The organism is Achromobacter sp. KK8 (assembly GCF_054188005.1).
In genome coordinates, this window is record NZ_CM135178.1 from 512,896 (window position 1) to 538,925 (window position 26,030).

Consider the following 26,030-nt stretch of genomic DNA (forward strand, 5'->3'; position numbering starts at 1 on the left):
CCCAGGCTTACGGCAAGGCGGCAAGGGACTTTAGGCCCGGCGCGCGTCGAACCCTGCGCATACGCAAACGACATGGGGCGGCAGTCCCGGCAAGGCATAATGGACGCCAAGACCGCGGTGCGCGGCGTGGAATGCGTCGACGGCCCGGGCCGCCTTGGAACCGGTTTGGTCACGCCAGTGATACGCAGGGAGCTTTCGTTGGACCCGATACTCGCCGAACTGTCGGCGTCGCTGCAGGCCGCCAAGTCGGTCGAACAGTTGACCCGCCCCATCCTGGATATGCTCGGCGCCGTGACCGGGCTGGAATCCACCTACCTCACGTCGATCGACCCGCAGGCCGACCGGCAGCAGGTACGCTACGCGCGCAATGCCGGCACGTTACAGATTCCGGAAGGCCTGTCGGTGCCATGGTCGGACACGCTGTGCAAGCGCGCGCTGGACGAGGGCCGCATGGCCACCAGCGACGTCGGCGCCTGCTGGCCCGACTCCGAGGCGGCGCGCCAGCTTGGCATCCAGACCTACGTCAGCGCGCCCATCCGCACCGACGACGGCCTGCTGCTGGGCACCCTGTGCGGCGCCAGCGCCAGCCAGCGGCCGATCGCGCCACAGGCCGAATCGATCCTGCGGCTTTTCTCCAACGTGATCGCCAGCTTCCTGGAACGCGAGCAGCTCGTCGCCCAACTGCGCGACGCCAACGCCAGGCTGCTGGCATTTGCGCTGACCGATCCGCTCACCGGCCTGCCCAACCGCCGCGCCCTGTACGAAGAACTGGACCGGCTGCGCGGCCGCGCCCTGCGCGAAGGCGGCAGCGTGCTGGTGGGCGTGGTCGACCTGGACGGCTTCAAGGGCATCAACGACACCCACGGCCACCAGCAGGGCGACGTCTTCCTGCAGGAAATCGCGCGCCGCCTGGCAATGACGCTGCGCGCCTCCGACATGGTGGGCCGGCTGGGCGGCGACGAATTCGTGCTGATCGGCCCCGGCCCGGCCCTGGCGCGCGGCGACGCGGCGCCGGGGCACGAGGCCCAACGCGGCGACGCCGAGGAAGCCGCCCGCTCGCTGGAAGATCGCGCCGCCGCCGCCACCGTCGGCCGCTACCAGCTCGGCGAGGTCACCCTGCCGTATGAGGGCGCCAGCGTCGGCGTGGTGGCGCTGGATCCGCGCGGCCTGTCGGCCGAGGAAGCCGTGCGCCTGGCCGATGCCCGCATGTACGACATCAAGCGCGCCCGCAAGGCCGCCCGCACCATCCACTGAACCGGACGGCCCGGGCGCAGGTTCATCGGGGGCTTGCACAACACATAAGTGTTTGCTAATGTGTTGCCATGATGGAAAACGACATCTTCAAGGCCCTGGCCGACCCCACCCGCCGCGCGATCTTCGACAAGCTCGCCGCGGGCGCCATGAACGCCAGCGCGCTGCGCGCGGGCCTGGACATCAGCCAGCCCGCGGTCTCGCAACACCTGGCGGTGCTGCGCCAGGCGCGCCTGGTGCGCGAGGAACGCCAGGGGCGCTTCGTCAACTACCAGGTCGATCCGGACGGTCTGGCGCTGCTCGCCGGCTGGATGTCCAAGTACCGTGCCTACTGGCCGGCGCGCGTCGACGCCCTGAAGACACTGCTCAAGGAAATGGACCAATGAACCCCGCGGACCCCACCCGGCAGGACACGGCGCTGGTGCTCGATTACGAGCTGGACGCGCCGCCCGAGAAAGTCTGGCGCGCCATCAGCATCCCGGCGCTGCGCGAGCAATGGCTGCCGGACGGCGCGCTGGCCGACGCCGAGCCGCTGGCCGCCACCCCGGGCGTCGAGGTCCGCTACCGCATGCGCGAGACGCTGCCGCCCTGCCTGGCCAGCGTGGTGACGTTCCAGCTCAGTCCCACCGCCGATGGCGGCACGCGCCTCACCATCGTCCACACCCCTGATGACGCCCGCCTGACGCAACCGGCGCCGCAGGCGGCCAACGATTCCTGGTCCGGCTTCAAGCTCGCCGCCTGACGCCCCCTTCCCTTTTCACGCAAGACAGGAGTTCGCTCATGAGCGAAACGATGCAGCTCGTCCCGATGGTGGTGGAACAGTCCGGCCGCGGGGAACGTTCGTTCGACATCTACTCGCGCCTGCTGCGCGAACGCATCATCTTCCTGAGCGGCGAAGTCAACGACGCCGTCTCGGCCCTGGTGTGCGCGCAGCTGCTGTTCCTGGAAGCCGAGAACCCCGGCAAGCCGATACACATGTACATCAACTCGCCCGGCGGCGTGATCACCAGCGGCCTGGCCATGTACGACACCATGCAGTTCATCAAATCGCCGGTGCACACGCTGTGCATGGGCACGGCGCGATCGATGGGCTCGTTCCTGCTGATGGCGGGCGAGCCCGGCAAGCGCGCCGCGCTGGCCAACGCCAGCCTGCACGTGCACCAGCCGCTGGGCGGCTTCCAGGGACAGGCCTCGGACATGCTGATCCACGCCGAGGAAATGCAGCGCACCAAGCAGCGCATCATCCGCCTGTATGCCGAACACTGCGGCCGCAGCTACGAGGACGTCGAGCGCAGCCTGGACCGCGACCGCTACATGACCGCCGAGGAAGCGGTCGAATGGGGCCTGATCGACCACGTCATGGATGCGCGCTCGGCCGGCTTCTGATGCGCCGACGCGCAAGGACGCCGCCGCGCCCGGGCTGCTTGCGCCATCGGCGTCCGCGCCCCGCTACGCGCCGGCCGCGACACGCTGGTGGCGCGCCCGCAGCACGCCATTGGCCAGCGCCCCCAGGGCCAGCAGCACGGCCGTGCCCAGGAACACGGCCGGCATGCCGAAATGCCCGCCGATGAATCCGCCGAGCAAGGGGCCCGCCACCTGGCCCGCGTACTGCGCCGAGATCGACATGCCGAGCACGTTGCCGCCGACGCCGTCGGGCACATTGTGGCGGATCACGCTGGTCACGCACGGCAGCAGCCCGCCCAGCGCCAAACCCATCAGGAAGCGCAGCGCCACCAGCTGCCAGCCGGCGGTGACGAAGGCCTGCGGCACCAGCAGCAACGCCGCCACCGCCAGCGCGCCGATGATCACGGTCCAGTGGCCGACCCGGTCGGCCAACCGGCCCAACCGCGACGCCGACAGGATGGCGCCCAGCGCCGCCGCCGACATCACCACGCCCGACACCAGCGTGACGCGGGCCGGGTCGTCCACCAGCTGGCCCACGTACACCGTGATGATCGGTTCGATCGACATGGTGGCGAACATCAGCAGCATGCCCGTCGCCAGCATCGCGGCCACCGGCCGCTTGTCGGGAATCTGGGCCCAGCCGCCGCGCCGCTTGCCTTCATGCCTGGCGGGCTTGGCCGGGCGCGGCATCTCCTTGATCAGGAACACCGTCGCCAGGAAGGCCAGGAAGATCACGCCGCCGGCCAGAAGGAAGGTGGCGCGGATGCCGATCAACGGCGGCAGCCCGCCGCCGATCAGCGGGCCCACCAGGTTGCCCGCCATGATGCCCGCCGACAGCACGCCCAGCGCCCAGCCCGAGCGCGCCTTGGGCGCCTGCATCGCCACCAGGATGGTCGAACCCGACGCGTAGCCGCCGGCCAGGCCCACCAGCAGCCGCAGCAGCACCAGCTGCCACACGCTCTGCACCATGCCAGTCAGCGACATACAGATCGCCATGCCAAACGACGCGCGCACCAGCATCAGCTTGCGCCCGTAGCGGTCGCCCAGCCGGCCCCACAGGGGCGCGACCAGCGCCGCGGCGAAGAAGGTGGCGCCATAGGCCACGCCCGACCACTGCACGATGGCGGCGTGACCCTGCACGCCCAGTTCCTCCACGTACAGCGGCAGGAACGGCAGCAGCAGCGTCATCGCCACGATGGTGCTGAACGAACCGGCGAAACAGACGGCCAGGTTGCGCCGCCAATGGATGTTCCCGGCCGACGCGGCCGCATCGGCGTCGGCGCGTTCCGGGGAGGTGGACGATGTCATGGAAAAAAGCCTCGGGGTGTCGAGCGCGAAGTCGGTGAACGGGGATTGTTGCCAGCCTCGCTCCACGCAGCAAGGCCAGCCGCGATACCGGTATTGCCGCTACCCCCCAAGCCGACGCGGCGCGACCGTGCCGCGCCTATTGCGCGACGCCGCGCAGCCAGGCCTTGGGCGTGGCGCCGCGATGCGCCTTGAAGGCCTTGATGAAGTGGCTGAGGCTGGAAAACCCGATGCTGTATGCGGTTTCGGTAACCGAGCAGCCGCGCCGCAACAGGCCGGCGGCCGCGTCCATCCTGGCTTGCAGCAGGCAGCCATGCACCGATTGCCCGTAGAGCGACATGAAGCCTGCCTGCAACCGTTTTTCGCTCAGCCCCACGGCCTGCGCCAGCTGGCGCACGCTGCCGCAATCGGCGTATTCGTGCTGGATGCGGCGATGGGCCTCGGCCAGCCGCCTGCGGTCCGCGGGCGGCGGCTGGTCGGCCGCGCCGCGGCCGGCCAGGTGCGCCAGGGTCAGGGCCAGCGCCTCCTGGGCCTTGCCCTGCAGATACAGCGCGGCGACCTCGCCACGATCCTGGCTCCAGGCCAGGATCTCGCCGGCCACGCGCGCCAGGCCGGGCCACAGCGGCAGCGTCGCCAGTTGGGCGTCGCGCGCCGGCACGCTGCCATCGGCCGCGAACGCGGCGGACGGCACCTGGCGCAAGGTGCGCCACCACAGGGCGCGCGTGGCTTCGCTCGAAAAACGGATATCGACCACGCGGATGTCGCGCCGGCCCTTGAATTCGTCCCAGCCCGGCACCGGCTCGACCGTGCCGTGCAGGATGACGCTGCCCGGCTGGATGCGCAGGGCCGTGCCGCCCTCGAAGCCCAGGCCGAACTGGCCTTGCAGCACGATCGCCACGCCCACGCTGGACTCGGCCGCGCCGCTGGCGGCCCAGTCCGATTCGGGCCGGCCGTCCAGGCAGCCGATCGAGATGCCGCCCGGCAGTTCGTGCTGGGAGCGGATCCTGAGCCAGTCCGGCGGCAGCAGGCGCAGCAGGTCCTGCACGCTGAGCGGCGCGCCGCGGTCCGGGGCAAGACGGGGCTGAGAGGCCATTTTGTTCCAATTCCGCAATTTCCGGCGCGGATTCGCTAGCGCGGCCGCCGCCTGGCCTGGATGATAACAATTTTCATCCTCATCCAGTCTTTCATGACACCTACGCCAGACCCCGTCCGCCGCCCGAACGAGGCCGCCGCCCTGTTCGTCTTCAATACCCTGTGCCTGACCGCCATCATGGCCTTCATGCCCGTGATCGGCCCGGTGGTGCGCGGCCTGCGGCTGGCCGAATGGCATGGCGGGCTGGTGGTCACCGTGGCCGGCGTGCTGTGGATGCTGATGGCGCGCTACTGGGGCGGCCGCAGCGACCGCGTCGGCCGCCGCCGCGTGCTGCTGCGCGCCGCCGCCGGCTACATCGTCAGCTACCTGCTGCTGGCCATCGGCCTGGACCTGATGCTGCGCGAGCCGCCGCCGGCATGGCTGGCGCTGTTGGCGCTGATGGCGCTGCGCGCCCTGCTCGGCGCCTTCTACGCCGCCATGCCCACCGTCAGCGCCGCGCGCATCGCCGACATCACCGCGCCGGAGCAGCGCGGCGCCATGATGGCCAGGCTGGGCGCGGCCAACGGCCTGGGCATGGTGCTGGGGCCCGCCATCGGCGGCCTGCTGGTCAAGGACAGCCTGACGCTGCCGCTCTACATCGCCGCCGTGCTGCCCTTGCTGGGCACGCTGTGGCTGGCCGCGAAACTGCCGTCCGACGCCGCGCACGAACCGCGCGTCACGCCGCCGCTCAAGCTGAGCGACCGGCGCCTGCGCCTGCCGCTGGCCGCCATGCTGCTGGCCATGAGCGCGGTCATCACGGCGCAGATGATCGTCGGCTTCTATGCCATGGACGCGCTGCGCCAGGAGCCCGGCCCGGCGGCACGGACGGCCGGATGGGCCATGACCACCGTCGGCGTCATGCTGATCCTGGTGCAGGTGGGACTGGCCAAGGCGCGGCGCATGAACGCGGCTCGCTGCCTGGCGGGCGGCGCCCTGCTGTCCGGTGTCGGCTTCCTGCTGGTGCCGGTGCTGGGCGGCGCCTGGGGCCTGGTGGCATGCTATGCCATCATGGCCGCCGGCATGGGGCTGGTGTTCCCGTCGATCCAGACCCTGGCGGCCAACGCCGTCACGGCCGACGAACAAGGCATCGCCGCCGGCTCGGTGATCGCCGTGCAGGGCATGGCGATGGTGGTGGCGCCGCTGGTATGCACGTTGCTGTACGGCGTGCGCCCATGGATGCCATACGTGGTCGCCGCCAGCCTGTTGCTGCTGGTGGCGCTGGCGGCGGCGGTCCAGCCGCGCCAACCGCTGTCGGCCCGGACGATGCCGTAGGCGGCGCATGGCGGTCCCCCCCTCCGACGGCGAGCCCCTGATCAGGGTTCCCTCATGGGATATTCCAACTGCAGCGCCACGAAGCCGGCGGTGGCGCGTCCGTAGCGCGCGCTCATGCCGCGCAGAATCCCGTCCAGCAACGGCGTGGGAGTCGGCGCCAGCGTGTTGTCCATGGGCAGCGACGGCATGTCCGCTGACGACACCTGGTCGGGCAGATAGGCCAGGCCGCTGGCCAGCCTTACGGGGCCCGGCTCGGAGGCCACCGCGACCACCGAGGTGCTGTAGCTGCGGGCATAGGCATCGGCAGTCAGGGCCAGCCGCAGATCGTCCGTACCCGCTGTCAGCCGCGCCTGCAACGTCTCGTGCCGCCAGAAGGCCGTTGCATTGCGCGTCGCGGTGTAGATATGGCGCGGCCCGAGCTGAAAGTCCTGCCCCGGATGGGCATCGTCCCAGTGCGCCTGGCCCAGTTCGAGCGCCACCGTTTGCGCGCGCGGCCGGCCGGCCAGGGTCTCGACCAGCGCCAACGACACGGGAATCGAAGCACTGACGCCCGTGGTGGTCACCACCCCGCCGTCCGCGATGTAGCGGCGATCCTGGCGCCAGCGCACCGCCGGAAAGTCGCGCGCCAGCGTCGAGCGCGAATACCAATGCGAAACCGCCTGCCGGCCGTCCAGCAAGCCGGCCCGCGCCAGTACCCACACCCCGTCGCAAATGCCGATGACGACGGCGCCCTTGCCGGCCTGCGCGCGCACCCAGGCCGACAGCCGCGGATCCGCGTCTTCGTGCACGGCCGGCACGATCACGTAGTCGGCGCCGTCCGGGTAATGCGCGTCGAACGCGGCGATGTCGGCATCCGGCTGTGCCCGCAAGGCGGGAAAGAACCGTATCGGTCCGGGATCCAGGCCCAGCGCCCAGACCTCGGCGGCGCCCGAGCGCTTGAGCACCGCGTAGGGCACCACGAAGTCGGTCAGCTCGGTGTTGGCGTTATGGCCGATCACCACGACACGCGGCAGGCGGCCAGCCGCGGCAGGCCGCGCAGCGGTCAATGGCCCGGCCTGCCCGCGCGGTGATGGCGGCGCGGGCACCCCGCCAGGATCGCGCCACACCGACCAGGCCGCGGCGACGGCCACGGTCGTCAACACGCATACCAGGCCCGCTCGCCCCCATCCGACCGCCATGAACCACCCTTTTCCGCAACGAGGCCATGCCCCAATTCCGACAGCCTAGCGATAGCGTGCGCTCGGCAGCAATGACAGAATTCAGTCGTTTTCTGCCATACGGCCGCGTTAAGATGCCGGCATTGCCACTTAGCCTTCCCCATGCCGCGACACTCCGCCGCCGGCAGGCCCCGCCTGGTCGCCATCGTCGTCTATCCCACGGTGCAGCACCTGGACGTGGCCGGCCCCGCCGACGTCTTCTCCATGGCCAGCGCGCTGGGCCTGGACGCACGGTATCGCGTCGCCCTCCTGTCGGCCCGGGGTGGACCGGTCACGCTGTCCAACGGCCTGACGCTGCAGACCGAGGCAGTGGCTGGCATCGACCCGGCCACGGTCGACACACTGATCATCGCCGGCGGCGAGCGCGAAGGGCTGATGCAGGCCGGCGCCGACGAAACCTTGCGCGCGTGGGTTGGCCAGGCCGGCACGCGGACGCGGCGCCTGGCTTCGGTGTGCACCGGCGCCTTCCTGCTGGCCCATTGGGGCATGCTGGGCGGCCGGCGCGTGGCAACGCATTGGGCTTCGGCACAATTGCTGGCGCGCCACTTCGATGGCTTGCAGGTGGAGCCGGAGGCGCTCTATGTTCAGGACGACCGATTCTGGACCTCGGGCGGCGTCACTGCCGGCATCGACATGTGCCTGGCCATGGTCGAACAGGACGCGGGCCGCTGGCTGGCGGCGCGAGTGGCAAGACAGCTGAACCTGGCGCTGCGGCGCAGCGGCAACCAGGCGCAATACTCGACGATCCTCGAGGGGCAGGCCGGCGCCTACGGCGAACTGGTCGATTGGCTGCGCGACCATCTGGCCGAAGCCATCGATGTCGAACGCATGGCATCACTGGCCGGCCAGGCGCCACGCACCTTCCATCGCGGCTTCACGCGCGACACCGGCTATACGCCACGGGCTTTTCTCGAGGCGCTACGGCTCGAAGCGGTGCGCGCGGGGCTGGACGCGGGCCAGCCGCTCAAGCCCCTGGCGCGGGCTGCCGGGTTTCGCTCGGAAACGCAGCTGGCCAAGGCGTTCCAACGCCGCTACGGCCTCAGCCCGTCGCAGTATCGGGGCGGCATGGCCCCGGTCATTCCGTGATGTGGATGTTGGCCTGGTCGATGATGACCTGGTAGCGCTTCATCTCGGCATCGATGAACCTGGCGAAGGCCGCCGAGTTTTTCACCGATGGCTCGAAGCCCAGCCCGTTCAGTTGTTCGACGATCTTCGGGCTGGCCATCACCTTGGCCGACACCGCCTCCAGCTTGCGCAGCACCGGTTCGGGCAGGTTGGCCGGCCCCCACACGCCGTACCAGGAATAGAACTCGAAGTTCTTCTGGCCCTGCTCCTTCATGGTGGCAAGGTCAGGCAGCAGGGGGCTGCGGTCGGCGCCGGTCAGCGCCACCGCCTTGAGCTTGCCGGCGCGCACCATCGGCAGCGACGACAGCATCGGGTCGATCAGCCCCTGCACCTGGCCGCCGACCAGGTCCGACAGCGCCGGGCCGCCGCCGCGATACAGCACGATGGGAATCTGCTCCAGGCCGTTTTCATGCAGGAACGAGGCCGCGGCCAGGTGGCCGGCCGAGCCGAAACCGGTGGTGGCGAAGGAGTACTTCTGCGGCTCGGCCTTGAGCAGCTTGACCAGGTCCCGCACGTTGTCGGCCGGCACCTTGGGGTTGACGCTGAAGATCAGCGCGCCCTGCGCCAGTTCGCTGATGGGCGTGAAATCCTTGACCGAATCGAACTTGATGGTCTTTTTGTACAGCAGCGGATTGATCGCGTGGATCGAGGCATTCAGGTACAGCGTGTAGCCATCGGGCGCCGCGCGCGCCACATAGGCGGCGCCGATCATGCCCGAGGCACCGGCGCGGTTTTCCACCACCACCGACTGGCCCAGTTCCTTGCCCAGTTGCTCGGCGTACAGGCGCGCCACGCCGTCGACGGAACCGCCCGGCGGATGCGGCACCACCAGCGTGATGGGGCGCTGCGGATAGCTGTCGGCGGCCAGCGCGGCGGCGGTGGTGGTGAGGCCCAACGCCAGCAGGGCGGCGCTGAACAGCCGCTTGAGCGGCGCGGGGCGGGACGGGCAATGGAACATGGTGGGGTCTCTCTTGGCGATGACGCATCCGTTTCGGGCGCGCAGGGGCCGCCCACGCCACCGGCCGCGACGCTCGCGGCCGCCGTGTCGTGGGTCGTCAAAAATGAATCCGGCGGCTATCGCCGCCGGAACAGGGGAATCACGCCGCCTTGAGCTGCGCGGAGCTGAAGCCGTACTTGGTATCCAGCCCCAACTCGCGCACGATGCGCAGGCCCTTGGCCAGGGCGTCGCCCTCCAGGCCGCGCAGCGGACGGCGCAGGTCGCCGACCGGCAGGCCCACCGCCTTCATCAGCGACTTGATCGCCACCGGGTTGATGGCGGAGTACGAGTAATGCAGCATCGGCAGCAGGCCCAGGTAGCCTTCGCGGAAGCTGACCGACACGTCCGGCGTGTCCCAGGGACGCGAAATCTCGGCCATCTCGGCCGGCGCGATGTTGCCGGTCATGTTGGCGGTGCCGTGGCCGCCCAGGCTCATGGTGGGCACCACCAGCCCCAGGTTGGGCGAGTCGCAGCACATCACCGACACGTCGGGACGGCCGCGCAGCACCTGCGCCACCTGGCCCACGCGCGTGGTCGATTCCTTGTGCACCACGTAGTTCGGGTGCTTGAAGATGCGCAGCAACTGGTCCCAGTGCAGGTCGCTCTTGACCCGCGGTGGATTGTTGTAGATGCCCAGCGGCAGGTCGGTGGCGTCGGCCACTTCGAGGAAATAGGCTTCGGTGTCGGCTTCGGAGGCGCAGATGTAGGCCGGCGCGGCCAGGATCGCGCCGTCGGCGCCGTTGGCGCGCGCGAACTTCAGGTAGTCGATGGTGGTGTCGGTGTTGTTGCCGGTGCAGCCGTAGAACAGCTTCATCCTGCCGGTCTTCATCTTGGCCGTCTCGACGATCACCTGGCGCCGCTCTTCGGGCGACAGCAGCGAGACTTCACCGGTGGAGCCCATGATCAGCACGGCGGCGGTGCCGTTGTCTTCCTGGAACTTCAACAGGCTGCGGAAGGCGCTGAAATCGACGCTGCCGTCGCGATTGAACGGCGTGACGATGGCGACGAAGGACCCCTGGATTTTCATTTTGCTCATGACCTGCTCCACATGCGGATGGACTGCTCAATCAAAAAAGCCAGGCTGGCGCGCGGTGGTTGGCGCCTGCACCTGACCATTCCCCTTGCTGCTTATGCAGTATAGGAAGAGCGGCCCCGAAAATTTTTCTATTTTCCACACTTTCAGGACGCCCGAAAGACAAAGATTTTCTAAGGCAATGCGATTAAGTTATGAGGATTTCCATAACAATACGCTTTTCACGGCGGCGCCCGCATGACCGAAGCGATCTCCCGTTATCCGTCCCTGTCCCATTGGGGCGCCTATACCGCGCTGGTGCGCGACGGCCGCGTCGTGGGCTGCGAGCCGTTCGCGCACGACCAGGCCCCGTCCCCGCTTATCCACGCGATGCCCGACATGGTGCATTCGTCGCTGCGCATCGCCCGCCCCGCCGTGCGCGCCAGCTGGCTCAGGCACCGCGGCGCGCCCGAATTGCGCGGCGTGGATGGCTATGTGGAGGTCGATTGGGACACCGCCCTGGCGCTGGTGCACGACGAACTGCAACGGGTGCGCGCGCAGCATGGCCCCACCGCCATCTTCGGCGGCTCGTACGGCTGGTCGTCGGCCGGCCGCCTGCACCATGCGCGCACGCTGACGCACCGCTTCCTGTACGCCGGCGGCGGCTGCGTCGACCAGTCGGGCAACTACAGCTGGGGCGCGGCGCAGTTCCTGCTGCCGCACATCATCGGCACCTACGCGCCCGTGACCGGCCGCATCACCGACTGGAACAGCGTGGTCGGGCACACGCGGCTGCTGATCGCGTTCGGCGGCATCCCGCTGCGCAACACGCAGATCGCCTCGGGTGGCGCGGGCGACCACAGCGCGCCCGGCTGGCTGGCGCGGGCACGGCAAGCCGGCATGCGCGCGGTGGTGGTCAGCCCCACGCGCGCCGACGCGCCCGAGGCGCTGGCGGCCGAATGGATTCCCATCCGACCCAACACCGACGCGGCGATGATGCTGGGCATGGCGCACACGCTGCTGGCCGAGGATCGCCACGACCGCGAATTCCTGGCGCGCTGCTGCAACGGCTTCGAGCAGTATGCCGACTACCTGCTGGGCCGCGCCGACGGCCAGCCCAAGAGCGCGCAATGGGCCGAACGCATCTGCGGCGTACCCGCCGCCACCATCCGCGCGCTGGCGCTGGAAGCGGCCGGCACCCGCACGCTGCTGTCCTGCTCATGGTCGCTGCAGCGCGGCCATCGCGGCGAACAACCCTATTGGGGCAGCGTGGCGCTGGCCGCCCTGCTGGGCCAGATCGGCCTGCCCGGCGGCGGTTTCGCCTTCGGCCACGGCTCGATGAACGGCGCCGGCAATCCGCGCCCCGACCTGCCCGCGCCGGAGATGCGCGCGGGGCGCAATCCGGCCGGCGCCTCGATTCCGGTGGCGCGCCTGACCGACATGCTGTTGCAACCGGGTGAATCGTATGCGTTCAACGGCAGGACCGGCGTCTATCCCGACATCCGCCTGGTCTACTGGGCCGGCGGCAACCCGTTCCACCACCACCAGGACCTGAACCGCCTGGCGCGGGCCTGGACGCGGCCCGAGACCATCATCGTGCACGAACCCTGGTGGACGCCGACGGCGCGGCGCGCCGACATCGTGCTGCCCGCCACCACCACGCTCGAACGCAACGACATCGGCGGCTCCTCGCGCGACCGCTACCTGCTGGCGATGCGGCAGGCGCTGGCGCCGGTGGGCCACAGCCGCAACGACTTCGACATCTATCGGGAACTGGCCGCGCGCGGCGGCTTCGAGCAGGCCTTCACCGAAGGCCGCGACGAGATGGCCTGGATCCGCCACATCTACGAACAGATGCGGCCGGCCTGGGAAGCCGCGCAACTGACGCTGCCGGCCTTCGATGAATTCTGGGAGCGCGGCCACGTGGCGCTGCCGCCGCCCACGCGCGACTTCGTGCTGTTCGAGCAGTTCCGCGAGGATCCCGCCGCGCATCCGCTCAAGACCCGCTCCGGCCGTCTCGAACTGCACAGCGCGGCGATCGCCGAGTTCGGCTATGACGACTGCCCGCCGCATCCAGCCTGGCTGCCGCCGGTGGAATGGCTGGGCGCCGAACGCGCGGCGCGCTGGCCGCTGCACCTGGTCACTTGCCAGCCCGCCGACCGGCTGCATTCGCAACTGGACCCGGCGCCAGCCACCCGCGCCCACAAGGTCGCCGGCCGCGAGGCGGTGCTGCTGCATCCCGACGACGCCGCCGAACGCGGCATCGCGCAGGGCGATGTGGTGCGCATCTTCAATGACCGCGGCGCCTGCCTCGGCGGCGCGCAACTCAGCGCCGACCTGCTGCGCGGCGTGGTGGTGATGCCCACCGGCGCCTGGTTCGACCCGCAGGACGGCTCGCTCGAACGCCACGGCAATCCCAACGTGCTGACGGTGGACGTGGGCACGTCGCGGCTGGCGCAGGGCCCGAGCGCGCTGTCGGCCTTGGTGCAGGTGGAACGCTGGCACGGCGACGCGCCGCCGGTGCGGGCCTTCGAGCCGCCGCCGCTGCGGGCCGAGACGCCGGGCGCGCCACGCTGACGGCGCAATCTCGCCCCCGTTGCGGCGCGACCGCGCCTGGCGCCCGATTGCCGGCCTGTGCGAGGCTCCTTATCGTGTGAACAGGCCCTAGGCCGCCCGCAGGAATGCCAGCACCGCGTCGTCCTGTCCCCGGATGAAATGCCGCTCACTCGGCAACAGCGTCACCTGTGCGCTCGGCGCCAGGCGGCGCAACCGTTCGCAGGTATCTTGCGAATCGAGCATCACGTCGCGCCCGCCCACCGCCACGAACAGCGGCTGCGACAACTGGCGCAGCGCCTCGTCGCCGAAGACCGGAATGGCGCCGAAGCGCGAGCGGAAACCACGATTGATGGCGTGCATCAACGCAAACTGAGCCCGATCGGCAGGCGCCGGATCGGTGGGCAGCGGCCCGATGATGCGGCGGCGCACCAGCGCGCGGCCGGCGGGCCCCAGCAGCAACAATGGCAGGACCCACGGCAGGATGTGCTTCTGGCGGCCGATGCCGGACGGGCACAACAGCGCCAGCCGCTCGACCCGCGCCGGCCGCCGCACGGCGAAGTCCAGCGCCAGCCACGCGCCCAGCGAGATGCCGAAGCACGCCGCGCGCGCCACGCCCAGTCCATCGAGCACGGCCTCCAGCCAGGTCGCGTGCGCATCGCTCGCCAGCGGCAGCCGCGCCGGCGCGCTCGGGCCGGCCTCGCCGATCAGGTCGATCGCGTAAATGCGGAAATGCGGCGCCCAGGCCGCGGCCTGCCGCTGCCAGCTGGCGGCCGTGCTCTGCGCGCCATGCAGCAGCACCAGGGGCGGGGCGTCCTCGCGGCCGCACACCAGCACATGGGTGTCGCCGGCCGGCGTCGGCACCGTCACTCGCCGCACATCGGCCGGCCAATGGGCCAGCGCGGCGGCATAGGCCTGGCGCACGGCTTCGGCGTGGCGCTCGGACTTGAAGACCGGGCTCATGCCGGCGCGTCGCCGCGATGACGCAGATGGATCAGCGGATACGCCCGTCCCTGGCCGTCGCGCTCGGACCGCCCGGTGCGCTCGAACCCCAGCCGTTCATAGAAACCGATCGCCTGCGCGTTCTGCTCGTTGACGTCGGTGCTCAGGCCGGGATGGCGCCGCAGCGCATCCTCGACCAGGGCGCGCCCGACGCCCGCGCCGCGCGCGTCGGGGTCGACGAACAGCGCTTCCATGTGGCTGCCGTCGAGCAGCATGAAGGCCAGCGCGCGATCGTCCGCGTCCACCGCCAGGTCGAGCGTGGCAGCGGGCAGGAAGGCCACGACCTCGGCCTCGATGTCGCGGCGGTCCCGCGGCGACAGGAAGTCATGGGTGGCATCCACGGCGCGGCGCCAGATGTCGACGATGCGCGCGCCGTCCGCGGGGGTGGAGGTTCTCAAGGTGATCATGGTGCTGCCGGAAAAAAGGAATTGGGATCAATGGCGCGCCGCCTTGACGCGCAGGCCGGCCGCCTTCCAGGCGGGAAAGCCGTCGCCCAGGCGCTGCGCCTGGAAGCCGCGCTTGCGCAGCAAGGCCACCGCGCGCATCGACAGCACGCAGTATCGGCCGCCGCAATATGCCACGATCTGCTGGTCGCGCGGCAGCTGCGCCAGGTGCGACTCCAGTTCTTCGGTCGGGATGTTGACCGCGCCCGGAATGTGGCCGGCGGCATAGTCCGCGGGTGACCGGACGTCCAGCAACAGCGCGCCGTCATCAAGCTTGGCGACCAATTGTTCTATCGAGACCGCCTCGAGCTGCTCGGGGTGATTGACGCTGTCGGCGGCCACGCGCCGCATTTCCTGGCGCTGGTGTGACAGGTAGTCCTGCAGCGCGGACAGCACTTCGGACACCGGGCCCGCGCCGCCGCGATACAGCACGTGCTTGCCGTCGCGGCGCGACTGGATGAAGCCGGCGCGCTTGAGCTGCTGCAGGTGTTGCGAGGCATTGGTGATCGACAGGCCGACGCCCAGCGCCAGCTGCTCCACCGTGCTTTCGCGTTGCAGCACCGCCTGCAGCAACGCGAGCCGATGCGGGTGGCCGAGAGTCTTGGCGGCGTCGGCCAGATCATCGAGGGAATCGGCGGCGACGTCGGTCAATGGCGGGGCGGGCGGCAAGGTCTTCATTGACGCGACCTTAGCATCTTCCTATCATTCCATCATTTGTTGGATTGATAATTTACAAAAAAAGGAATCGCGATGCCATCCAGCCTTACCACGCCCGGCGGGACCCTTCCCCCCGTCTCCTGGGCCGACCTGCTGCGCGGCAGGAACGCCCTGCGCTCGATCGCGCTGGCGGGCGGCGTCGCGCTGCACGCGATCAATATCTACGTCGTCACCACCATCCTGCCGACCATCATTCGCGAGATCGGCGGGCTGACCTATTACGCCTGGAACACCACGCTGTTCGTGGCCGCCTCCATCGTCGGCTCGGCGCTGTCGGCCAAGCTCATCGACCGCCTCGGTCCGCGCCTGGCGTACCTGCTGGCGCTGGCGGTGTTCTCGGCGGGCGCAATCGCCTGCGCCCTGGCGCCGTCGATGCCCGCGCTGTTGCTGGGCCGCACGGTGCAGGGTCTGGGCGGCGGCGTGCTGTTCGCGCTGAGTTATGCCTTGATCCGCGTCATCTTCGACGCGCGGCTGTGGCCGCGGGCCATGGCGCTGGTGTCCGGCATGTGGGGCGTGGCCACATTGGGCGGCCCGGCGATCGGCGGCGTGTTCGCGCAAAACGGCCAGTGGCGGCCGGCGTTCTGGGTGCTGGTGCCGGTGGCATTGTTGCTGGCCCTGATCGTCGCCAGCCAGTTCCGCGGCAAGACCCACGGCGAATCGGCGTCGGGACCGGTGCCGTGGCTGACCATCACGCTGCTGGTACTGTCGGTGCTGGCCATCTCGGCGGCCAGCCTGTCGCAAAGCCTGGCCTGGAACGCCGCCGGCATCGCCACGGGCATCGCCATCGCCGCCGCCATCGCGCGCATCGATACCCGCGCCCGCGCCAAGCTGCTGCCCACCGGCGCCTATACGCTCGGCACCCAGCTGGGCCTGCTCTACGCCATCATGAGCCTGCTGGTGGCGGCCCTGACCACCGAGATTTTCGTGCCGTACTTCCTCCAGGTGACGCACGCGATGACGCCGCTGGCCGCGGGCTACATGACCGCGCTGATGGCGGGCGGCTGGACACTGGCCTCGATCTACAGCGCCGGCCGCGAGCCGGCCCGCGCCTGGCGCCTGATCCGGGCCAGTCCCATCGTCGTGCTGGCCGCGCTGGCCGGACTGGCGGTCACCATGCCGGTCGTCACCTGGCATCCCGCGCCGCTGGGGCCTGTCCTGCATGGCGTAATGCTGACGGCGGTGGGATTCGGTATCGGCCTGGGCTGGCCGCACCTGCTGACCCGGGTGTTCTCGGCCGCCGCGCCGGGCGAGGAGACGCTGGCGTCGTCGTCGATCACCACGGTGCAGTTGTATGCCACCGCCCTGACCGCGGCGCTGGCCGGGGTGGTCGCCAATGCCGGCGGCCTTACGCAACCCGGCGGCGTCGAAGGGGCAAAAAGCGCGGCGCTGGCGCTGTTCGGCGTGTTCGCCATCGCACCCGCCGCGGCCATCGTCCTGACGGGTCGCCTGCGGCGCGCGTGAAGGCGCGGCGGGATGTCGCCCCGGCGACCAACCGGGCGTCAGGCCAGGACCGCGGGATTGATCACGTGGATCGGCTTGCCGGCGGCATAGGACACGATCTGATCGAACACGTCCGAGAATTGGGTTTCGTACTCGTCCTCGGTGACATAGCCGATATGCGGCGTGCAGATCGCGTTGGGCAGTTGCAGCAGCGGGTCCTTCGGATCGCGCAGCGGTTCGGTTTCGAACACGTCCACCGCCGCCATGCCGGGGCGGCCCGCGCGCAGCGCCTGCACCAGCGCGCCCGGCTCGATCAGGCCGGCGCGGCTGGTATTCACCAACAGCGCCGATGGCTTCATGCGCGCCAGATCGGCCGCCGTGACGATGCCGCGCGTATCCGGCACCAGCCGCATGTGCAGCGAGAGCACGTCGCAGGCCTCGAAGAACGCCTGCTTGTCCGGCGCCACATCCCAGCCGTCGTCGCGCGCCCGTTGGCGTGACGCCTCGCGCGCCCACACCAGCACCCGCATGCCGAACGCCGCGCCATAGCGCGCCACTTCGGCGCCGATCCGGCCATAACCGTAGATACCGAGAGTGCGGCCGCGCAGGGTACGGCCCATGCCGGTCTGCCAGACGCCGTTCTTGAGCGCCTCAACTTGCTGCGGGATCCGCCGCATGCCGGCCAGCACCAGGCCCCAGGTCAGTTCGGCGGCGGCGTACGACGGCGTGCCGGCATGCTGGTTGGAAGACAGGATGACGCCGTGCGCGGTGCAGGCGTCGACGTCGATGTGCGGATAGACGCTGCGCTGGCTGATCAGCCGCAGCTTGGGCAGGCGCGCGATGAGCGGCGCGCGGATCTGGGTGCGTTCGCGGATCAGCACCAGCGCCTCGGTGTCGCGCAGGCGCTCGGCCAGCGCGTCCACGTCCTGCACATGGTCGTTCCAGACCGTGACGGCATGGCCATCGAGTTTGCGGAAACAGGGCAAGCCCCGCAGCGTGTCGAAATAATCGTCCAGAATCGTGATGTTCATGGTCTGTCTCCTGCCAGGATGCGGGCATTGTGAGCGCCGCCTTGCCGACCGTAAAATGATATTAATTAGTCAATTGATGCGTTTTTCTCATGAAAATCGATGTGCTCGGCGTGCAGGCCTTCGTGGCGATCGCGGATCACAAGAGCTTTCGCCGCGCCGCCGGCGAGCTCAGCATCACCCAGACCGCGCTGAGCCGCCGGCTGCAGAACCTGGAATCGTTCCTGGGCGTGCGGCTGGTGGAGCGCACCACCCGCTCGGTGGCGCTGACGCCGCCGGGCGACAGCTTCCTGCCGCAGGCGCGGCGCCTGCTGGCCGACCTGGCCGCGGCGCTTACCGAGATCCGGGAAACCGGCAAGGCCCAGCGCGGCGACGTGACGCTGGCGTGTGTGCCGACCATCGGCGTGCACTACCTGCCGCACATCCTGCAGCGCTACAGCGCCGAGCATCCGCAGAACCGCGTCAAGGTGCTGGACCACTCTTCCGGCGCCGTGGCGCAGGCGGTGCTCACGCGCGAGGCCGAGTTCGGCATCAACATCGCCGAGACCCACGCCCCCACCCTGCGGAGCATCCCGCTGCTGCAGGACGACTTCGTGCTGATCTGCCGCGAGGACCATCCGCTGGCGCGACGCCGCACGCTGCCCTGGGAAAAACTGGAGGGTCATCGGCTGATCTTTCCCGGCGCCAGCAGCAACAACCGGCCGCTGCTCGATCACGCGCTGGCCGAGCTGGCGCCGCGGCTGACGGCCTTCTATGAAGTGCAACGCAGCTCGACCGCCGTCGGGCTGGTGGCGGCCGGCGCCGGCATCGCCGTGGCGCCGCGGCTGGCCTGGCAGGCCGGTTCGTATCCGGGGCTGCGCGTGGTGTCGCTGCACACGCCGGTGGTGAGACGCACCTTTTCGCTCATCAGCCGCAAGGGCGCGCACCTGTCGCCGGCCGCCCAGGCCTTGCACGACCTGATCCTGCGGCACCGCGCGCAGGGGCCGCGCTGACGCGCTGCCCGACGCGGAACTTTCGCACCACCTTATACAATTGGTGACGCTTTGCCGGAGGAATCGGGCCACAATGCGCCGGCGCTTTTCCCGACCGCTTTTCCCGACCCATTAGGAACCACGATGAACAAAGCCCTTGCGGCGCTGCTCTGCGCCGTCCTGCCCGCCGCCGCGTCCGCGGTGCAGCCCGATGTCGAGCCCCTGACGCTCAACCCGCAGAACCAGCTTTACTGCAACAAGCAGGCCGACTGGTGCGTGGGGATCAAGGTCGACGGCGGCTTCGAGGATAACGGCCCGTTCGCCACCAGCCGCACCCTGCGCGCCGACTACCGCTTCTGGGACCTGCCCGACATCCCGAACTTCACGCGCTTCACGGTCTGGCCGCACCTCATCCGCCTGAGCGAGGAACGCGCGCTGGTCGGCGTGATCGGCCCCAACGAGCCGGACTACAAGGAAGAGATCCAGTTCCCCGGCGGCAGCTTCTCGCGCCGCGACCTGTACCTGTTCATGGTCGACCTGGGCGACAAGTCCTCGGCCCTGGCGCACCTGCTGCCCTACTCCGCCAAGGCCGGCATCCGCGCCTGCGCCAACGAGGCCGACGAGAAACGCCGCGAAGGCAACTGCATGGACTATTACCGCTATGACGCCACGGTGAAGGCCCTGCCCAGCCAGCAGCCGTACCCGGACCTGCAGGTCACCACGCAGGCCACGCGCAGTCCGGCCGACGCCAGCCGCTACGCCGATTCGAGCAAGCGGCCCGCGCCGACGGCCGCGCAACTGCAACCGCAGGCCGACAAGCAGTGCAGCTACACGGTGACCTACAAATGGAAAGAAGACGGCTCGGTCTACCAGCCGGCCACGCCGGTGCCGGACTGCGCCGAGTTCCTGGAACCGCAGCCCGGGAAGAAATAAGGCGCGGGTCTTGGCCACCCTGGCCGCGCCCGCTCCGCCGCACCGGCGGGACGCGGCGGACCGCTGGGGGCGTCAGTCGGCGTAGCCCGGATTGCGCCGGTCCAGCCGGCGCAACAGGCCCGGCCAGGCCAGCGCGGCCTTGTGGGCGCGGTCGGCCGGGGATTCCACCGCGGCGCGCGCCAGCACCTCGGGCGGGATGAAGGTCAGTTCGCCGCCCCCGGCCTGCGCCCGCACCTGCACCATGCAGGCCGCTTCCAGCCGGTGCATGGCCTGGAACGCTTCGGCCATGCTCTGTCCCACCGTCAACAGGCCATGGTTGCGCAGGATCAGGTACTGGCTGGCGCCCAGGTCGCGCACCAGGCGCGGCTGTTCCTCGGGATTGAGCGCCAGGCCTTCGTAGTCGTGATATGCCAGCGAACGCAGCGCGATGAAGGCGAACTGCGACAGCGGCAGCAGGCCGTCCTTCTGCGCCGACACCGCCACTCCGTTGATGGAATGCGTGTGCAGGACGCACATGGCGTCCTTGCGGGCCGCGTGGATACAGCTGTGGATGGTGAAGCCCGCCGGATTGATGTCGTATGCCGAGTCCATCACCTTGCGCCCGTCCAGGTCGATCTTGACCAGGCTGGACGCGGTGATCTCGTCAAACATCATGCCGTAGGGGTTGATGAGGAAATGCTCGGTGCCGGGCACCTTGGCCGTGATGTGGGTGAAGATCAGGTCATCCCAGCCGAACAGCGCCACCAGCCGGTAGAGCGCCGCCAGATCCTTGCGCACCTGCCATTCCGTTTCGCCGACCTGCTCGCGCACGCGGGCGGCCAGCGTTCCTGCCGTATCCATGTCTCGTCTCCCTTTTTTGATGTCTGCCCTCGCCGCGAGGCGCGGGCTCCGTCGCGCACTGTATTCGGTTTACACGCCCTCGGCAGCGCCCGCGCGGCAAGCGTCCGCTGCATGCAACAGCGCGGCGCGACTACGCCGCCGCGGGACCTTCCCCCTGAAAAACCCGATTACAATTCAGTGAAAATTCAGGAAAGCCGGCAGCGCGGACCGGCCCCTGCCGCCCGGGATGACGAGACAAAATGAATGACGCCATAAGGATTTTTGTCGGCTGCGACCCCAACGACTGCGACCTGGAGCAGATGATGGTGCTGGACTACAGCGCCCGCAAACATGCTTCGCGGCCGGTCGAGATCACCTGGATGCGCCTGTCGCGCGATCCTGCCAGCCCGTGGTACTGCGACCCGGCGCACGGCCTGGGCTGGCGCACCGAAAAATGGGCCACGCCATTCTCCGCCCTGCGCTGGGCGGTACCGGCCGCGGCCGGTTTCCAGGGCCGCGCCTTCTATATGGATGCGGACATGCTGGTGCTGTGCGACCTGGCAGAGATCTGGGACATGCCGCTGGCCGAGGGAGCGATCGTCGCAGCCCGCCGCGAAGGCGATGGAGAGGGCTGGCGTTCATGCATGGCATTATGGGACTGCGAGCGCGCCCGCGCCCATCTGCCGCCACTCGACGCGCTGCGCGCGATGCGTCGCGCCAACCACGACATGACGCACTATTTCGCCAGCCGGCCGCACCTGGTCCAGTACCTCGACCCACGCTACAACAGCATCGACGGCGACGGCCTGGCGCGCGACGATATCCGCATCCTGCATTACTCCGACATGGGCACGCAGTTCTCGCACCGTTACGCCATGCCGCGCCTGCGCGCGGAAGGTCGCCGCCACTGGTTCGACGGCGAAGTGGTGGCGCATGCGCGCACCGACCTGACCGAGTTGTTCGACCGCTACTACCAGGAAGCGTTGGCCGCCGGCCATCGGCTCGACGACTACCGTAGCGCGTCCCTTTTTGGCGACTTGATCAAGGCCTCGCAGAAGCACTACACCGGCAACCGGCCGCGGCCGCCGCGGCGCTCCTGGTGGCAGCGGCTCTGGGCAAACGTGCAAAGCGGATGAACCGGTCCCCGCGCATCATGCCGTTGTCCCCCGACCGCCTGGTCTCGTACTTCTGGAGCGGCGATGCCCTGCGCAGCCGCGGCGTCAGCGACGTGGTGCGCAGCGCCACGCTCACCCTGCCCGCGCCGCCCGACCGCCTGCTGGCGGACTGGGCGCGCGACATCGCATCGCGCCTGGAACTCGGCCCCGGCGACGTCGAACAGATGGCGCTGGCGCGCACCATCGCGCGCTGGCCCGGTTACACCGCCTGCGTGCAGGCCATGCGCGCCTGGACCGGCGCGCTAGGCCTGGGCGACGCGCTGGCCGAAAGCGATATCGCCTTGATGGCCTGCCGCGGCGCGCGCTACCACCACGACGGCGACCAGTATGGCGGCGCGGCCTTCTGCAATCTGTTCCTGAGCGAGGACAAGGGACTGGACCTGCTGTTCGCCAACAGCGGCCAGCGCATCGCGCTGACGCGCGGCACCGCGGTGCTGTTCGACACCTGCCAGCCTCATGGCGTGGTGCCGCGGGGTTCCAGCATGTTCGACGAGGCCGACTTCCCGGCGAGCCGCGACTTGTCGCAGGTGTTCCTGACGTGGGAGTTGCCCATCGAGGATCCCGGCGTGGCCGGCGCGCTGGGCATCGCTTTCGATATCGATTCCGCGGGCGCCGCGCGGCTGGACGATGAGCAGGTGCGGCGTGGCCGCGCGCGCCAGCAGGTGCGGCCGGACCTCGGCCGCTGGATCGACGCCGGCTGACGCCGCCGCCGCGCCGGGTCCGGCCGGCAGGTCCGCGCAAGCGGATATGCCGGCCGCCGGCCGTGGCAAGCGCCCCTTACCAGTAGACGTCCTGGTTGTAGTACTTGTGCACGTCGCGCGCCCAGGTCTCGTCGGCCATGCTCGGCCAGTTGTCCTTGTCGAAGCCCGGCGCGTCCTTGAGGGTTTCCTTGTCGACATTGAGCACGAAGCACTTGCGGTCGGTGTCCAGCGTCAGCGCCGCCCACGGAATGGCGAACAGTTTTTCCCCCATCCCCAGCACGCCGCCGCGCGCCAGCACCGCATAGGCCACGCGCCCGCGCGGCACATCGAGCATGATCGCCTTGATGTCGCCCAGGCTTTCGCCGGCGGCGTTGTAGACGTCATTTCCTTCCAGGGTACTGGCGGCCATCACTTCGGGGCCGGGACCCAGCGCCTTGGACTTCGGACCACCGACGATATTCGATTGCTGTTCCATCGCGTTTCTCCCGCGGGCGTACCCGCTGCATATCTTGGAATCGAGGATTGCGCCGCATCAGCGGCGGCGCGCTTCCGACATCAGGCAGGCGCCAGCCAGCGCGCCCACCAGCACGGCGCCGGCGATGCTCTTCCAGGCGTTCTCGTGCACATAGCCATCGGTCGCGGCCGAGACTTCCCGGGCGCGCCGCCATGCATGCTTCTCCCATCCGCGCGCCTCGGCGCGCGCGGCGTCGAGTTGCTGCTTGAGACGATCGCGCGCCGCTTCGATCTCCGTGCCGCCATAGCTGGCAGTGCTGCGCAGCAGGCTTTCGGTTCCCGCAATCAGGTCGCGCAACGTCCCGTTGCCGTTGTGTGTAGCCATGACACCTCCTTGAAAAAAAGTCCGCGCCAACCTCACCGCGAGCCCGGACCCCGGTCCTACAGCAAGTGGCGTGCCGCCGGGCCAGCCGGCACGGCGGCACGCCGCCGGCCAGGTCAGCTCGCCCACCATTGCTTGATGGTGGCGCGCAGCGCGGCCGTGCCCGCCGCCCCGGTTTCCTTGCGCAAGGCCGTCATGTAGGCGCCGAATTGCTTCATCGACACATGCGGCGGCAACGGCGGCATTTCCGGATCGGTCACCACTTCCAGCACCGCCGGGCGCCCCGCCGCCAGGGCGCGATCCCACGCCGGCCCCACCTCGTCGGGCGACGTAACCCGGATGCCTTCCAGGCCCAGCATGCGGCCGTAGTCGGCGTAGGAAAACTCCGGCAGCCACTGCGACGCGGCAAAGCGCGGATCGCCACCCATGACGCGCTGCTCCCACGTCACCAGGTTCAGGTCGCCGTTGTTGAGCACCAGCACCACGAGCGTCGGGTCGCTCCAGTCCTTCCAGCGGTGGGCGATGGTGATGAGTTCGTTGATGCCGAGCATCTGCATCGCGCCATCGCCCACCAGCGCGATCACCGGACGCCCGGGATAGGCGAGCTTGGCGGCCACCGCGTAGGGCACGCCGCAGCCCATGCTTGCCAGGCGGCCCGAGACCGACGCCATCATGCCTTCGTCCAACTGGACGTCGCGCGCATACCAGTTGGCGGCCGAGCCCGAGTCGCAGGTGATGATGCTATGCGGCGGCAGTCGACTGGACAGCTCCAGGAACGGGCGTTGCGGATTGACGGGCTTGGCTTCGACCATGGCACGCGCCGTGACGGTCTCGCGCCAGCGGCGCACGCTTTTCTCTATGCGCTCGCGCCAGGAATTCGACGATTTGGGCTCCAGCCGCGGCAACAAGGCTTCGAGCGTCAGCCGGGCATCGCCCACCAGCCCCACCTCGACGGGATAGCGCAGGCTCAGTTGGCGGCCGTCCACGTCGATCTGCACGGCGCGGGCCTGGCCCTCCTTGGGCAGGAATTCGGCATAGGGGAAGGAAGTGCCCACCATCAGCAAGGCGTCGCATTCGTTCATCATTTCCCAGCTCGGCTGGGTGCCCAGCAGACCGATGGCGCCCGTCACGTACGGCAGCGCGTCCGGCAACACCGCCTTGCCCAGCAGCGCCTTGGCCACGCCCGCCCCCAGGCGCTCGGCCACCGCGCGCACCTCGGCGCCGGCGGACAAGGCGCCGGCCCCCACCAGCATCGCCACCCGCTCGCCGCGGTTGAGCAGGTCGGCCGCATTGGCCAGGGCGGCCTCGGGCGGCACCGCCGCATGCGACGTGATGCCGATGCCGGTGTGCACGGTGCCATGCTCGCGCGGCGGCACGGGCACGGCCTCCAGGTCCTGCACATCGTTCGGGAAGATCAGGCAGACGACGCTGCGCCGCTCCAACGCAATACGCATGGCGCGGTCGACCATGTGCCGCGCCTGCAGGGGCGAGGTCACCATGTGCACGAACTCGTGCGCCACGTCCTTGAACAGGTTCACGAGGTCGACCTCCTGCTGGTAGTCGCCGCCCAGGGCGCTGCGCGCCTGCTGGCCGACGATGGCCACCACGGGCTGATGGTCCATCCTGGCGTCGTACAGGCCATTGAGCAGGTGGATGGCGCCCGGGCCGGACGTCGCCATGCAGACGCCGACCTGCCCGGTGAACTTGGCATGGGCGCAGGCCATGAAAGCGGCGCCCTCTTCGTGCCGGGTCTGCACGAATTCCAGTGTGTCGTTGCGGCCGAAGGCGCCGATCAGCCCGTTGATGCCGTCGCCGGGATAACCAAACACGCGTTGCACGCCCCACTGGCCGAGGCGGTCCAGCACGAAGTCGGATACGGTTTGCACGTCGTTGCTCCTTCTGTCTGCGTAGGCGGATCACTCCTCGCGCAATTGGCGTGCCCGGGGCGAACGCCCGGTGGCGCCGGCGCGCCGTGAGCGGCCTTTACAACGGGCGGCAACAACGACACGGGCGCCTTGCGGCGCCCGGAAAACGGAAACGATGGGATTTGCGCGGGTCGCGTCAGCGCGCCCGCACGGCGGCGGGCGCGCCAGCCGCCAGACCGACTCATTCAGCCGCGCAGCGCCGCCTCGATGCCGGCGACGTCGATCTTGCCCATCTGCATCATGGCCTCGAAGGCGCGCTTGGCGGCGGCGCGATCGGGCGACACCAGCGCCTCGGTCAGCACCCGCGGCGTGATCTGCCACGACAGGCCCCATTTGTCCTGGCACCAGCCGCAGACGTTCTCCGCGCCGCCGTTGCCGACGATCGCGTTCCACAGGCGGTCGGTCTCGGCCTGGTCGTCGGTGGCGATCTGGAACGAGAAGGCGTGGTTGTGGGGGGTGCCGGGGCCGCCGTTCAGGCCGAGACAGGGAATGCCGGCGACGGTGAACTCCACCGTCAGGACATCGCCTTCCTTGCCCGACGGATAATCGCCGGGCGCGTGCATGACGCGGCCCACCGCGCTGTCGGGAAAGGTCTGGGCATAGAAACGCGCCGCCTCCAGCGCGTCGCGGTCGTACCAGAGGCAAACCGTATTCTTGCTGACCATCTTCGCTCTCCTGAGATGAAAAACGGAAACACGCGAACGCGCCGCAAGGCCCGGTGGACGCGCGCCAGGGATGCTGCCCGGTCGAGCATAGCGCCGGCAACGGTCCGC

The 26,030-nt window shown here is 69.5% G+C and carries 26 protein-coding genes; 12 read left to right on the plus strand and 14 right to left on the minus strand.

Translation table 11 applies throughout. The features are described 5' to 3' along the window. Positions 1-198 precede the first annotated feature (198 nt). The 4 genes from ACVN9Z_RS02495 (at position 199) to ACVN9Z_RS02510 (ending at position 2,637) form a co-directional block, all read left to right on the plus strand. Positions 199-1,254 (plus strand): GGDEF domain-containing protein, encoded by a 1,056-nt coding sequence (locus ACVN9Z_RS02495; protein ID WP_223203238.1) that lies wholly within the window; start codon positions 199-201, stop codon positions 1,252-1,254. Between the two features lie 68 nt (positions 1,255-1,322). Continuing rightward, on the plus strand, positions 1,323-1,637 hold the full coding sequence (locus ACVN9Z_RS02500) for an ArsR/SmtB family transcription factor (RefSeq protein WP_006384596.1): 315 nt from the start codon (positions 1,323-1,325) through the stop codon (positions 1,635-1,637). Next, entirely contained in the window at positions 1,634-1,993 is a 360-nt protein-coding gene (locus ACVN9Z_RS02505) for an SRPBCC family protein (protein ID WP_006384597.1), read from the plus strand. Before ACVN9Z_RS02500 ends, ACVN9Z_RS02505 begins: the two co-directional genes overlap by 4 nt. Positions 1,994-2,031: 38 nt before the next feature. After that, positions 2,032-2,637, plus strand: coding sequence for an ATP-dependent Clp protease proteolytic subunit (locus tag ACVN9Z_RS02510; protein WP_006384598.1), 606 nt, complete (start codon positions 2,032-2,034; stop codon positions 2,635-2,637). Between the two features lie 63 nt (positions 2,638-2,700). On the opposite strand, the gene ACVN9Z_RS02515 is transcribed toward ACVN9Z_RS02510, so the two are convergent. Together ACVN9Z_RS02515 and ACVN9Z_RS02520 are read right to left on the minus strand one after the other, a co-directional pair. Continuing rightward, positions 2,701-3,963: an MFS transporter gene (locus ACVN9Z_RS02515; protein ID WP_458213058.1), complete on the minus strand. Its 1,263-nt coding sequence runs from the start codon at positions 3,961-3,963 to the stop codon at positions 2,701-2,703. A 136-nt stretch (positions 3,964-4,099) separates the two neighbouring features. After that, on the minus strand, positions 4,100-5,053 hold the full coding sequence (locus ACVN9Z_RS02520; RefSeq protein WP_241071097.1) for a helix-turn-helix transcriptional regulator: 954 nt from the start codon (positions 5,051-5,053) through the stop codon (positions 4,100-4,102). A 93-nt stretch (positions 5,054-5,146) separates the two neighbouring features. Between ACVN9Z_RS02520 and ACVN9Z_RS02525 the strand changes: the two genes are divergently transcribed. Beyond that, a complete protein-coding gene (locus ACVN9Z_RS02525; RefSeq protein ID WP_070542495.1) occupies positions 5,147-6,364 on the plus strand; it encodes an MFS transporter in 1,218 nt (405 codons plus the stop codon). 41 nt (positions 6,365-6,405) lie between these two features. Here ACVN9Z_RS02525 and ACVN9Z_RS02530 read toward each other — a convergent pair whose 3' ends face one another. Continuing rightward, positions 6,406-7,542 (minus strand): DJ-1/PfpI family protein, encoded by a 1,137-nt coding sequence (locus ACVN9Z_RS02530; protein WP_458213059.1) that lies wholly within the window; start codon positions 7,540-7,542, stop codon positions 6,406-6,408. A 141-nt stretch (positions 7,543-7,683) separates the two neighbouring features. On the opposite strand from ACVN9Z_RS02530, the gene ACVN9Z_RS02535 reads away from it, so the two are divergent. Then, positions 7,684-8,667, plus strand: a complete 984-nt coding sequence (locus tag ACVN9Z_RS02535) for a GlxA family transcriptional regulator (protein ID WP_006386047.1) — start codon at positions 7,684-7,686, stop codon at positions 8,665-8,667. Here the strand turns inward: ACVN9Z_RS02535 and ACVN9Z_RS02540 are convergent. Together ACVN9Z_RS02540 and ACVN9Z_RS02545 are read right to left on the minus strand one after the other, a co-directional pair. Next, positions 8,657-9,664, minus strand: coding sequence for a Bug family tripartite tricarboxylate transporter substrate binding protein (locus ACVN9Z_RS02540; RefSeq protein WP_006386046.1), 1,008 nt, complete (start codon positions 9,662-9,664; stop codon positions 8,657-8,659). The genes ACVN9Z_RS02535 and ACVN9Z_RS02540 overlap by 11 nt on opposite strands. A gap of 139 nt (positions 9,665-9,803) precedes the next feature. Beyond that, positions 9,804-10,739, minus strand: a complete 936-nt coding sequence (locus ACVN9Z_RS02545; RefSeq protein WP_020926474.1) for a 4-hydroxy-tetrahydrodipicolinate synthase family protein — start codon at positions 10,737-10,739, stop codon at positions 9,804-9,806. A gap of 234 nt (positions 10,740-10,973) precedes the next feature. Here ACVN9Z_RS02545 and ACVN9Z_RS02550 point away from each other — a divergent pair, with 234 nt between their 5' ends. After that, complete coding sequence (locus ACVN9Z_RS02550; protein ID WP_054513579.1) at positions 10,974-13,292, plus strand: molybdopterin-dependent oxidoreductase; 2,319 nt, start codon at positions 10,974-10,976, stop codon at positions 13,290-13,292. Positions 13,293-13,379: 87 nt separating this feature from the next. Here ACVN9Z_RS02550 and ACVN9Z_RS02555 read toward each other — a convergent pair whose 3' ends face one another. The 3 genes from ACVN9Z_RS02555 to ACVN9Z_RS02565 are packed head-to-tail and all read right to left on the minus strand — an operon-like array spanning position 13,380 to position 15,391. Then, positions 13,380-14,231 carry an alpha/beta fold hydrolase gene (locus ACVN9Z_RS02555; protein ID WP_458213060.1) on the minus strand — a complete coding sequence of 284 codons (852 nt, stop codon included), beginning with the start codon at positions 14,229-14,231 and terminating at the stop codon, positions 13,380-13,382. Beyond that, positions 14,228-14,677: an acetyltransferase gene (locus tag ACVN9Z_RS02560; RefSeq protein WP_006386042.1), complete on the minus strand. Its 450-nt coding sequence runs from the start codon at positions 14,675-14,677 to the stop codon at positions 14,228-14,230. The genes ACVN9Z_RS02555 and ACVN9Z_RS02560 overlap by 4 nt, the downstream gene beginning before the upstream one ends. Before the next feature lie 27 nt (positions 14,678-14,704). Beyond that, a complete protein-coding gene (locus ACVN9Z_RS02565; RefSeq protein ID WP_006386041.1) occupies positions 14,705-15,391 on the minus strand; it encodes an ArsR/SmtB family transcription factor in 687 nt (228 codons plus the stop codon). 72 nt (positions 15,392-15,463) lie between these two features. Between ACVN9Z_RS02565 and ACVN9Z_RS02570 the strand changes: the two genes are divergently transcribed. Next, complete coding sequence (locus ACVN9Z_RS02570) at positions 15,464-16,891, plus strand: MFS transporter (RefSeq protein ID WP_006386040.1); 1,428 nt, start codon at positions 15,464-15,466, stop codon at positions 16,889-16,891. A gap of 38 nt (positions 16,892-16,929) precedes the next feature. Here the strand turns inward: ACVN9Z_RS02570 and ACVN9Z_RS02575 are convergent, their stop codons facing one another. Then, positions 16,930-17,901, minus strand: a complete 972-nt coding sequence (locus tag ACVN9Z_RS02575; protein ID WP_006386039.1) for a D-2-hydroxyacid dehydrogenase family protein — start codon at positions 17,899-17,901, stop codon at positions 16,930-16,932. Positions 17,902-17,990: 89 nt separating this feature from the next. On the opposite strand from ACVN9Z_RS02575, the gene ACVN9Z_RS02580 reads away from it, so the two are divergent. Then, positions 17,991-18,890, plus strand: a complete 900-nt coding sequence (locus ACVN9Z_RS02580; RefSeq protein ID WP_006386038.1) for a LysR family transcriptional regulator — start codon at positions 17,991-17,993, stop codon at positions 18,888-18,890. A 123-nt stretch (positions 18,891-19,013) separates the two neighbouring features. Beyond that, a complete protein-coding gene (locus ACVN9Z_RS02585; protein WP_024070326.1) occupies positions 19,014-19,802 on the plus strand; it encodes a hypothetical protein in 789 nt (262 codons plus the stop codon). A gap of 72 nt (positions 19,803-19,874) precedes the next feature. Here ACVN9Z_RS02585 and ACVN9Z_RS02590 read toward each other — a convergent pair whose 3' ends face one another. Next, on the minus strand, positions 19,875-20,642 hold the full coding sequence (locus tag ACVN9Z_RS02590) for a class II aldolase/adducin family protein (protein ID WP_006386036.1): 768 nt from the start codon (positions 20,640-20,642) through the stop codon (positions 19,875-19,877). Positions 20,643-20,881: 239 nt separating this feature from the next. Here ACVN9Z_RS02590 and ACVN9Z_RS02595 point away from each other — a divergent pair, with 239 nt between their 5' ends. Further along, positions 20,882-21,757, plus strand: coding sequence for a glycosyl transferase (locus tag ACVN9Z_RS02595; protein ID WP_458213061.1), 876 nt, complete (start codon positions 20,882-20,884; stop codon positions 21,755-21,757). Next, the gene (locus ACVN9Z_RS02600) at positions 21,754-22,497 is read left to right on the plus strand and encodes a hypothetical protein (protein WP_241076668.1); all 744 of its coding nucleotides are present in this window, start codon (positions 21,754-21,756) and stop codon (positions 22,495-22,497) included. The genes ACVN9Z_RS02595 and ACVN9Z_RS02600 overlap by 4 nt, the downstream gene beginning before the upstream one ends. Positions 22,498-22,573: 76 nt before the next feature. Here ACVN9Z_RS02600 and ACVN9Z_RS02605 read toward each other — a convergent pair whose 3' ends face one another. From ACVN9Z_RS02605 to ACVN9Z_RS02620, 4 genes are all read right to left on the minus strand, one after another. Continuing rightward, the gene (locus tag ACVN9Z_RS02605; protein WP_006386033.1) at positions 22,574-22,972 is read right to left on the minus strand and encodes a PRC-barrel domain-containing protein; all 399 of its coding nucleotides are present in this window, start codon (positions 22,970-22,972) and stop codon (positions 22,574-22,576) included. Between the two features lie 57 nt (positions 22,973-23,029). Further along, positions 23,030-23,335, minus strand: coding sequence for a DUF883 family protein (locus ACVN9Z_RS02610; RefSeq protein ID WP_006386032.1), 306 nt, complete (start codon positions 23,333-23,335; stop codon positions 23,030-23,032). A 113-nt stretch (positions 23,336-23,448) separates the two neighbouring features. Further along, on the minus strand, positions 23,449-25,218 hold the full coding sequence (locus tag ACVN9Z_RS02615; RefSeq protein ID WP_458213062.1) for a thiamine pyrophosphate-requiring protein: 1,770 nt from the start codon (positions 25,216-25,218) through the stop codon (positions 23,449-23,451). A 224-nt stretch (positions 25,219-25,442) separates the two neighbouring features. Continuing rightward, positions 25,443-25,922, minus strand: coding sequence for a VOC family protein (locus tag ACVN9Z_RS02620; RefSeq protein WP_020926465.1), 480 nt, complete (start codon positions 25,920-25,922; stop codon positions 25,443-25,445). Positions 25,923-26,030 lie beyond the last annotated feature (108 nt).

Coding starts and splice junctions, on each gene's coding strand:
- ACVN9Z_RS02530 (WP_458213059.1), bottom strand. CDS start 7,542: ATGGCGGTCGGATGGGGGCGAGCGGGCCTGGTATGCGTGTTGACGACC.
- ACVN9Z_RS02515 (WP_458213058.1), bottom strand. CDS start 3,963: ATGACATCGTCCACCTCCCCGGAACGCGCCGACGCCGATGCGGCCGCG.
- ACVN9Z_RS02505 (WP_006384597.1), top strand. CDS start 1,634: ATGAACCCCGCGGACCCCACCCGGCAGGACACGGCGCTGGTGCTCGAT.
- ACVN9Z_RS02600 (WP_241076668.1), top strand. CDS start 21,754: ATGAACCGGTCCCCGCGCATCATGCCGTTGTCCCCCGACCGCCTGGTC.
- ACVN9Z_RS02620 (WP_020926465.1), bottom strand. CDS start 25,922: ATGGTCAGCAAGAATACGGTTTGCCTCTGGTACGACCGCGACGCGCTG.
- ACVN9Z_RS02590 (WP_006386036.1), bottom strand. CDS start 20,642: ATGGATACGGCAGGAACGCTGGCCGCCCGCGTGCGCGAGCAGGTCGGC.
- ACVN9Z_RS02510 (WP_006384598.1), top strand. CDS start 2,032: ATGAGCGAAACGATGCAGCTCGTCCCGATGGTGGTGGAACAGTCCGGC.
- ACVN9Z_RS02605 (WP_006386033.1), bottom strand. CDS start 22,972: ATGGAACAGCAATCGAATATCGTCGGTGGTCCGAAGTCCAAGGCGCTG.
- ACVN9Z_RS02565 (WP_006386041.1), bottom strand. CDS start 15,391: ATGAAGACCTTGCCGCCCGCCCCGCCATTGACCGACGTCGCCGCCGAT.
- ACVN9Z_RS02560 (WP_006386042.1), bottom strand. CDS start 14,677: ATGATCACCTTGAGAACCTCCACCCCCGCGGACGGCGCGCGCATCGTC.
- ACVN9Z_RS02550 (WP_054513579.1), top strand. CDS start 10,974: ATGACCGAAGCGATCTCCCGTTATCCGTCCCTGTCCCATTGGGGCGCC.
- ACVN9Z_RS02580 (WP_006386038.1), top strand. CDS start 17,991: ATGAAAATCGATGTGCTCGGCGTGCAGGCCTTCGTGGCGATCGCGGAT.
- ACVN9Z_RS02585 (WP_024070326.1), top strand. CDS start 19,014: ATGAACAAAGCCCTTGCGGCGCTGCTCTGCGCCGTCCTGCCCGCCGCC.
- ACVN9Z_RS02545 (WP_020926474.1), bottom strand. CDS start 10,739: ATGAGCAAAATGAAAATCCAGGGGTCCTTCGTCGCCATCGTCACGCCG.
- ACVN9Z_RS02520 (WP_241071097.1), bottom strand. CDS start 5,053: ATGGCCTCTCAGCCCCGTCTTGCCCCGGACCGCGGCGCGCCGCTCAGC.
- ACVN9Z_RS02535 (WP_006386047.1), top strand. CDS start 7,684: ATGCCGCGACACTCCGCCGCCGGCAGGCCCCGCCTGGTCGCCATCGTC.
- ACVN9Z_RS02610 (WP_006386032.1), bottom strand. CDS start 23,335: ATGGCTACACACAACGGCAACGGGACGTTGCGCGACCTGATTGCGGGA.
- ACVN9Z_RS02595 (WP_458213061.1), top strand. CDS start 20,882: ATGAATGACGCCATAAGGATTTTTGTCGGCTGCGACCCCAACGACTGC.
- ACVN9Z_RS02570 (WP_006386040.1), top strand. CDS start 15,464: ATGCCATCCAGCCTTACCACGCCCGGCGGGACCCTTCCCCCCGTCTCC.
- ACVN9Z_RS02555 (WP_458213060.1), bottom strand. CDS start 14,231: ATGAGCCCGGTCTTCAAGTCCGAGCGCCACGCCGAAGCCGTGCGCCAG.
- ACVN9Z_RS02540 (WP_006386046.1), bottom strand. CDS start 9,664: ATGTTCCATTGCCCGTCCCGCCCCGCGCCGCTCAAGCGGCTGTTCAGC.
- ACVN9Z_RS02575 (WP_006386039.1), bottom strand. CDS start 17,901: ATGAACATCACGATTCTGGACGATTATTTCGACACGCTGCGGGGCTTG.
- ACVN9Z_RS02500 (WP_006384596.1), top strand. CDS start 1,323: ATGATGGAAAACGACATCTTCAAGGCCCTGGCCGACCCCACCCGCCGC.
- ACVN9Z_RS02525 (WP_070542495.1), top strand. CDS start 5,147: ATGACACCTACGCCAGACCCCGTCCGCCGCCCGAACGAGGCCGCCGCC.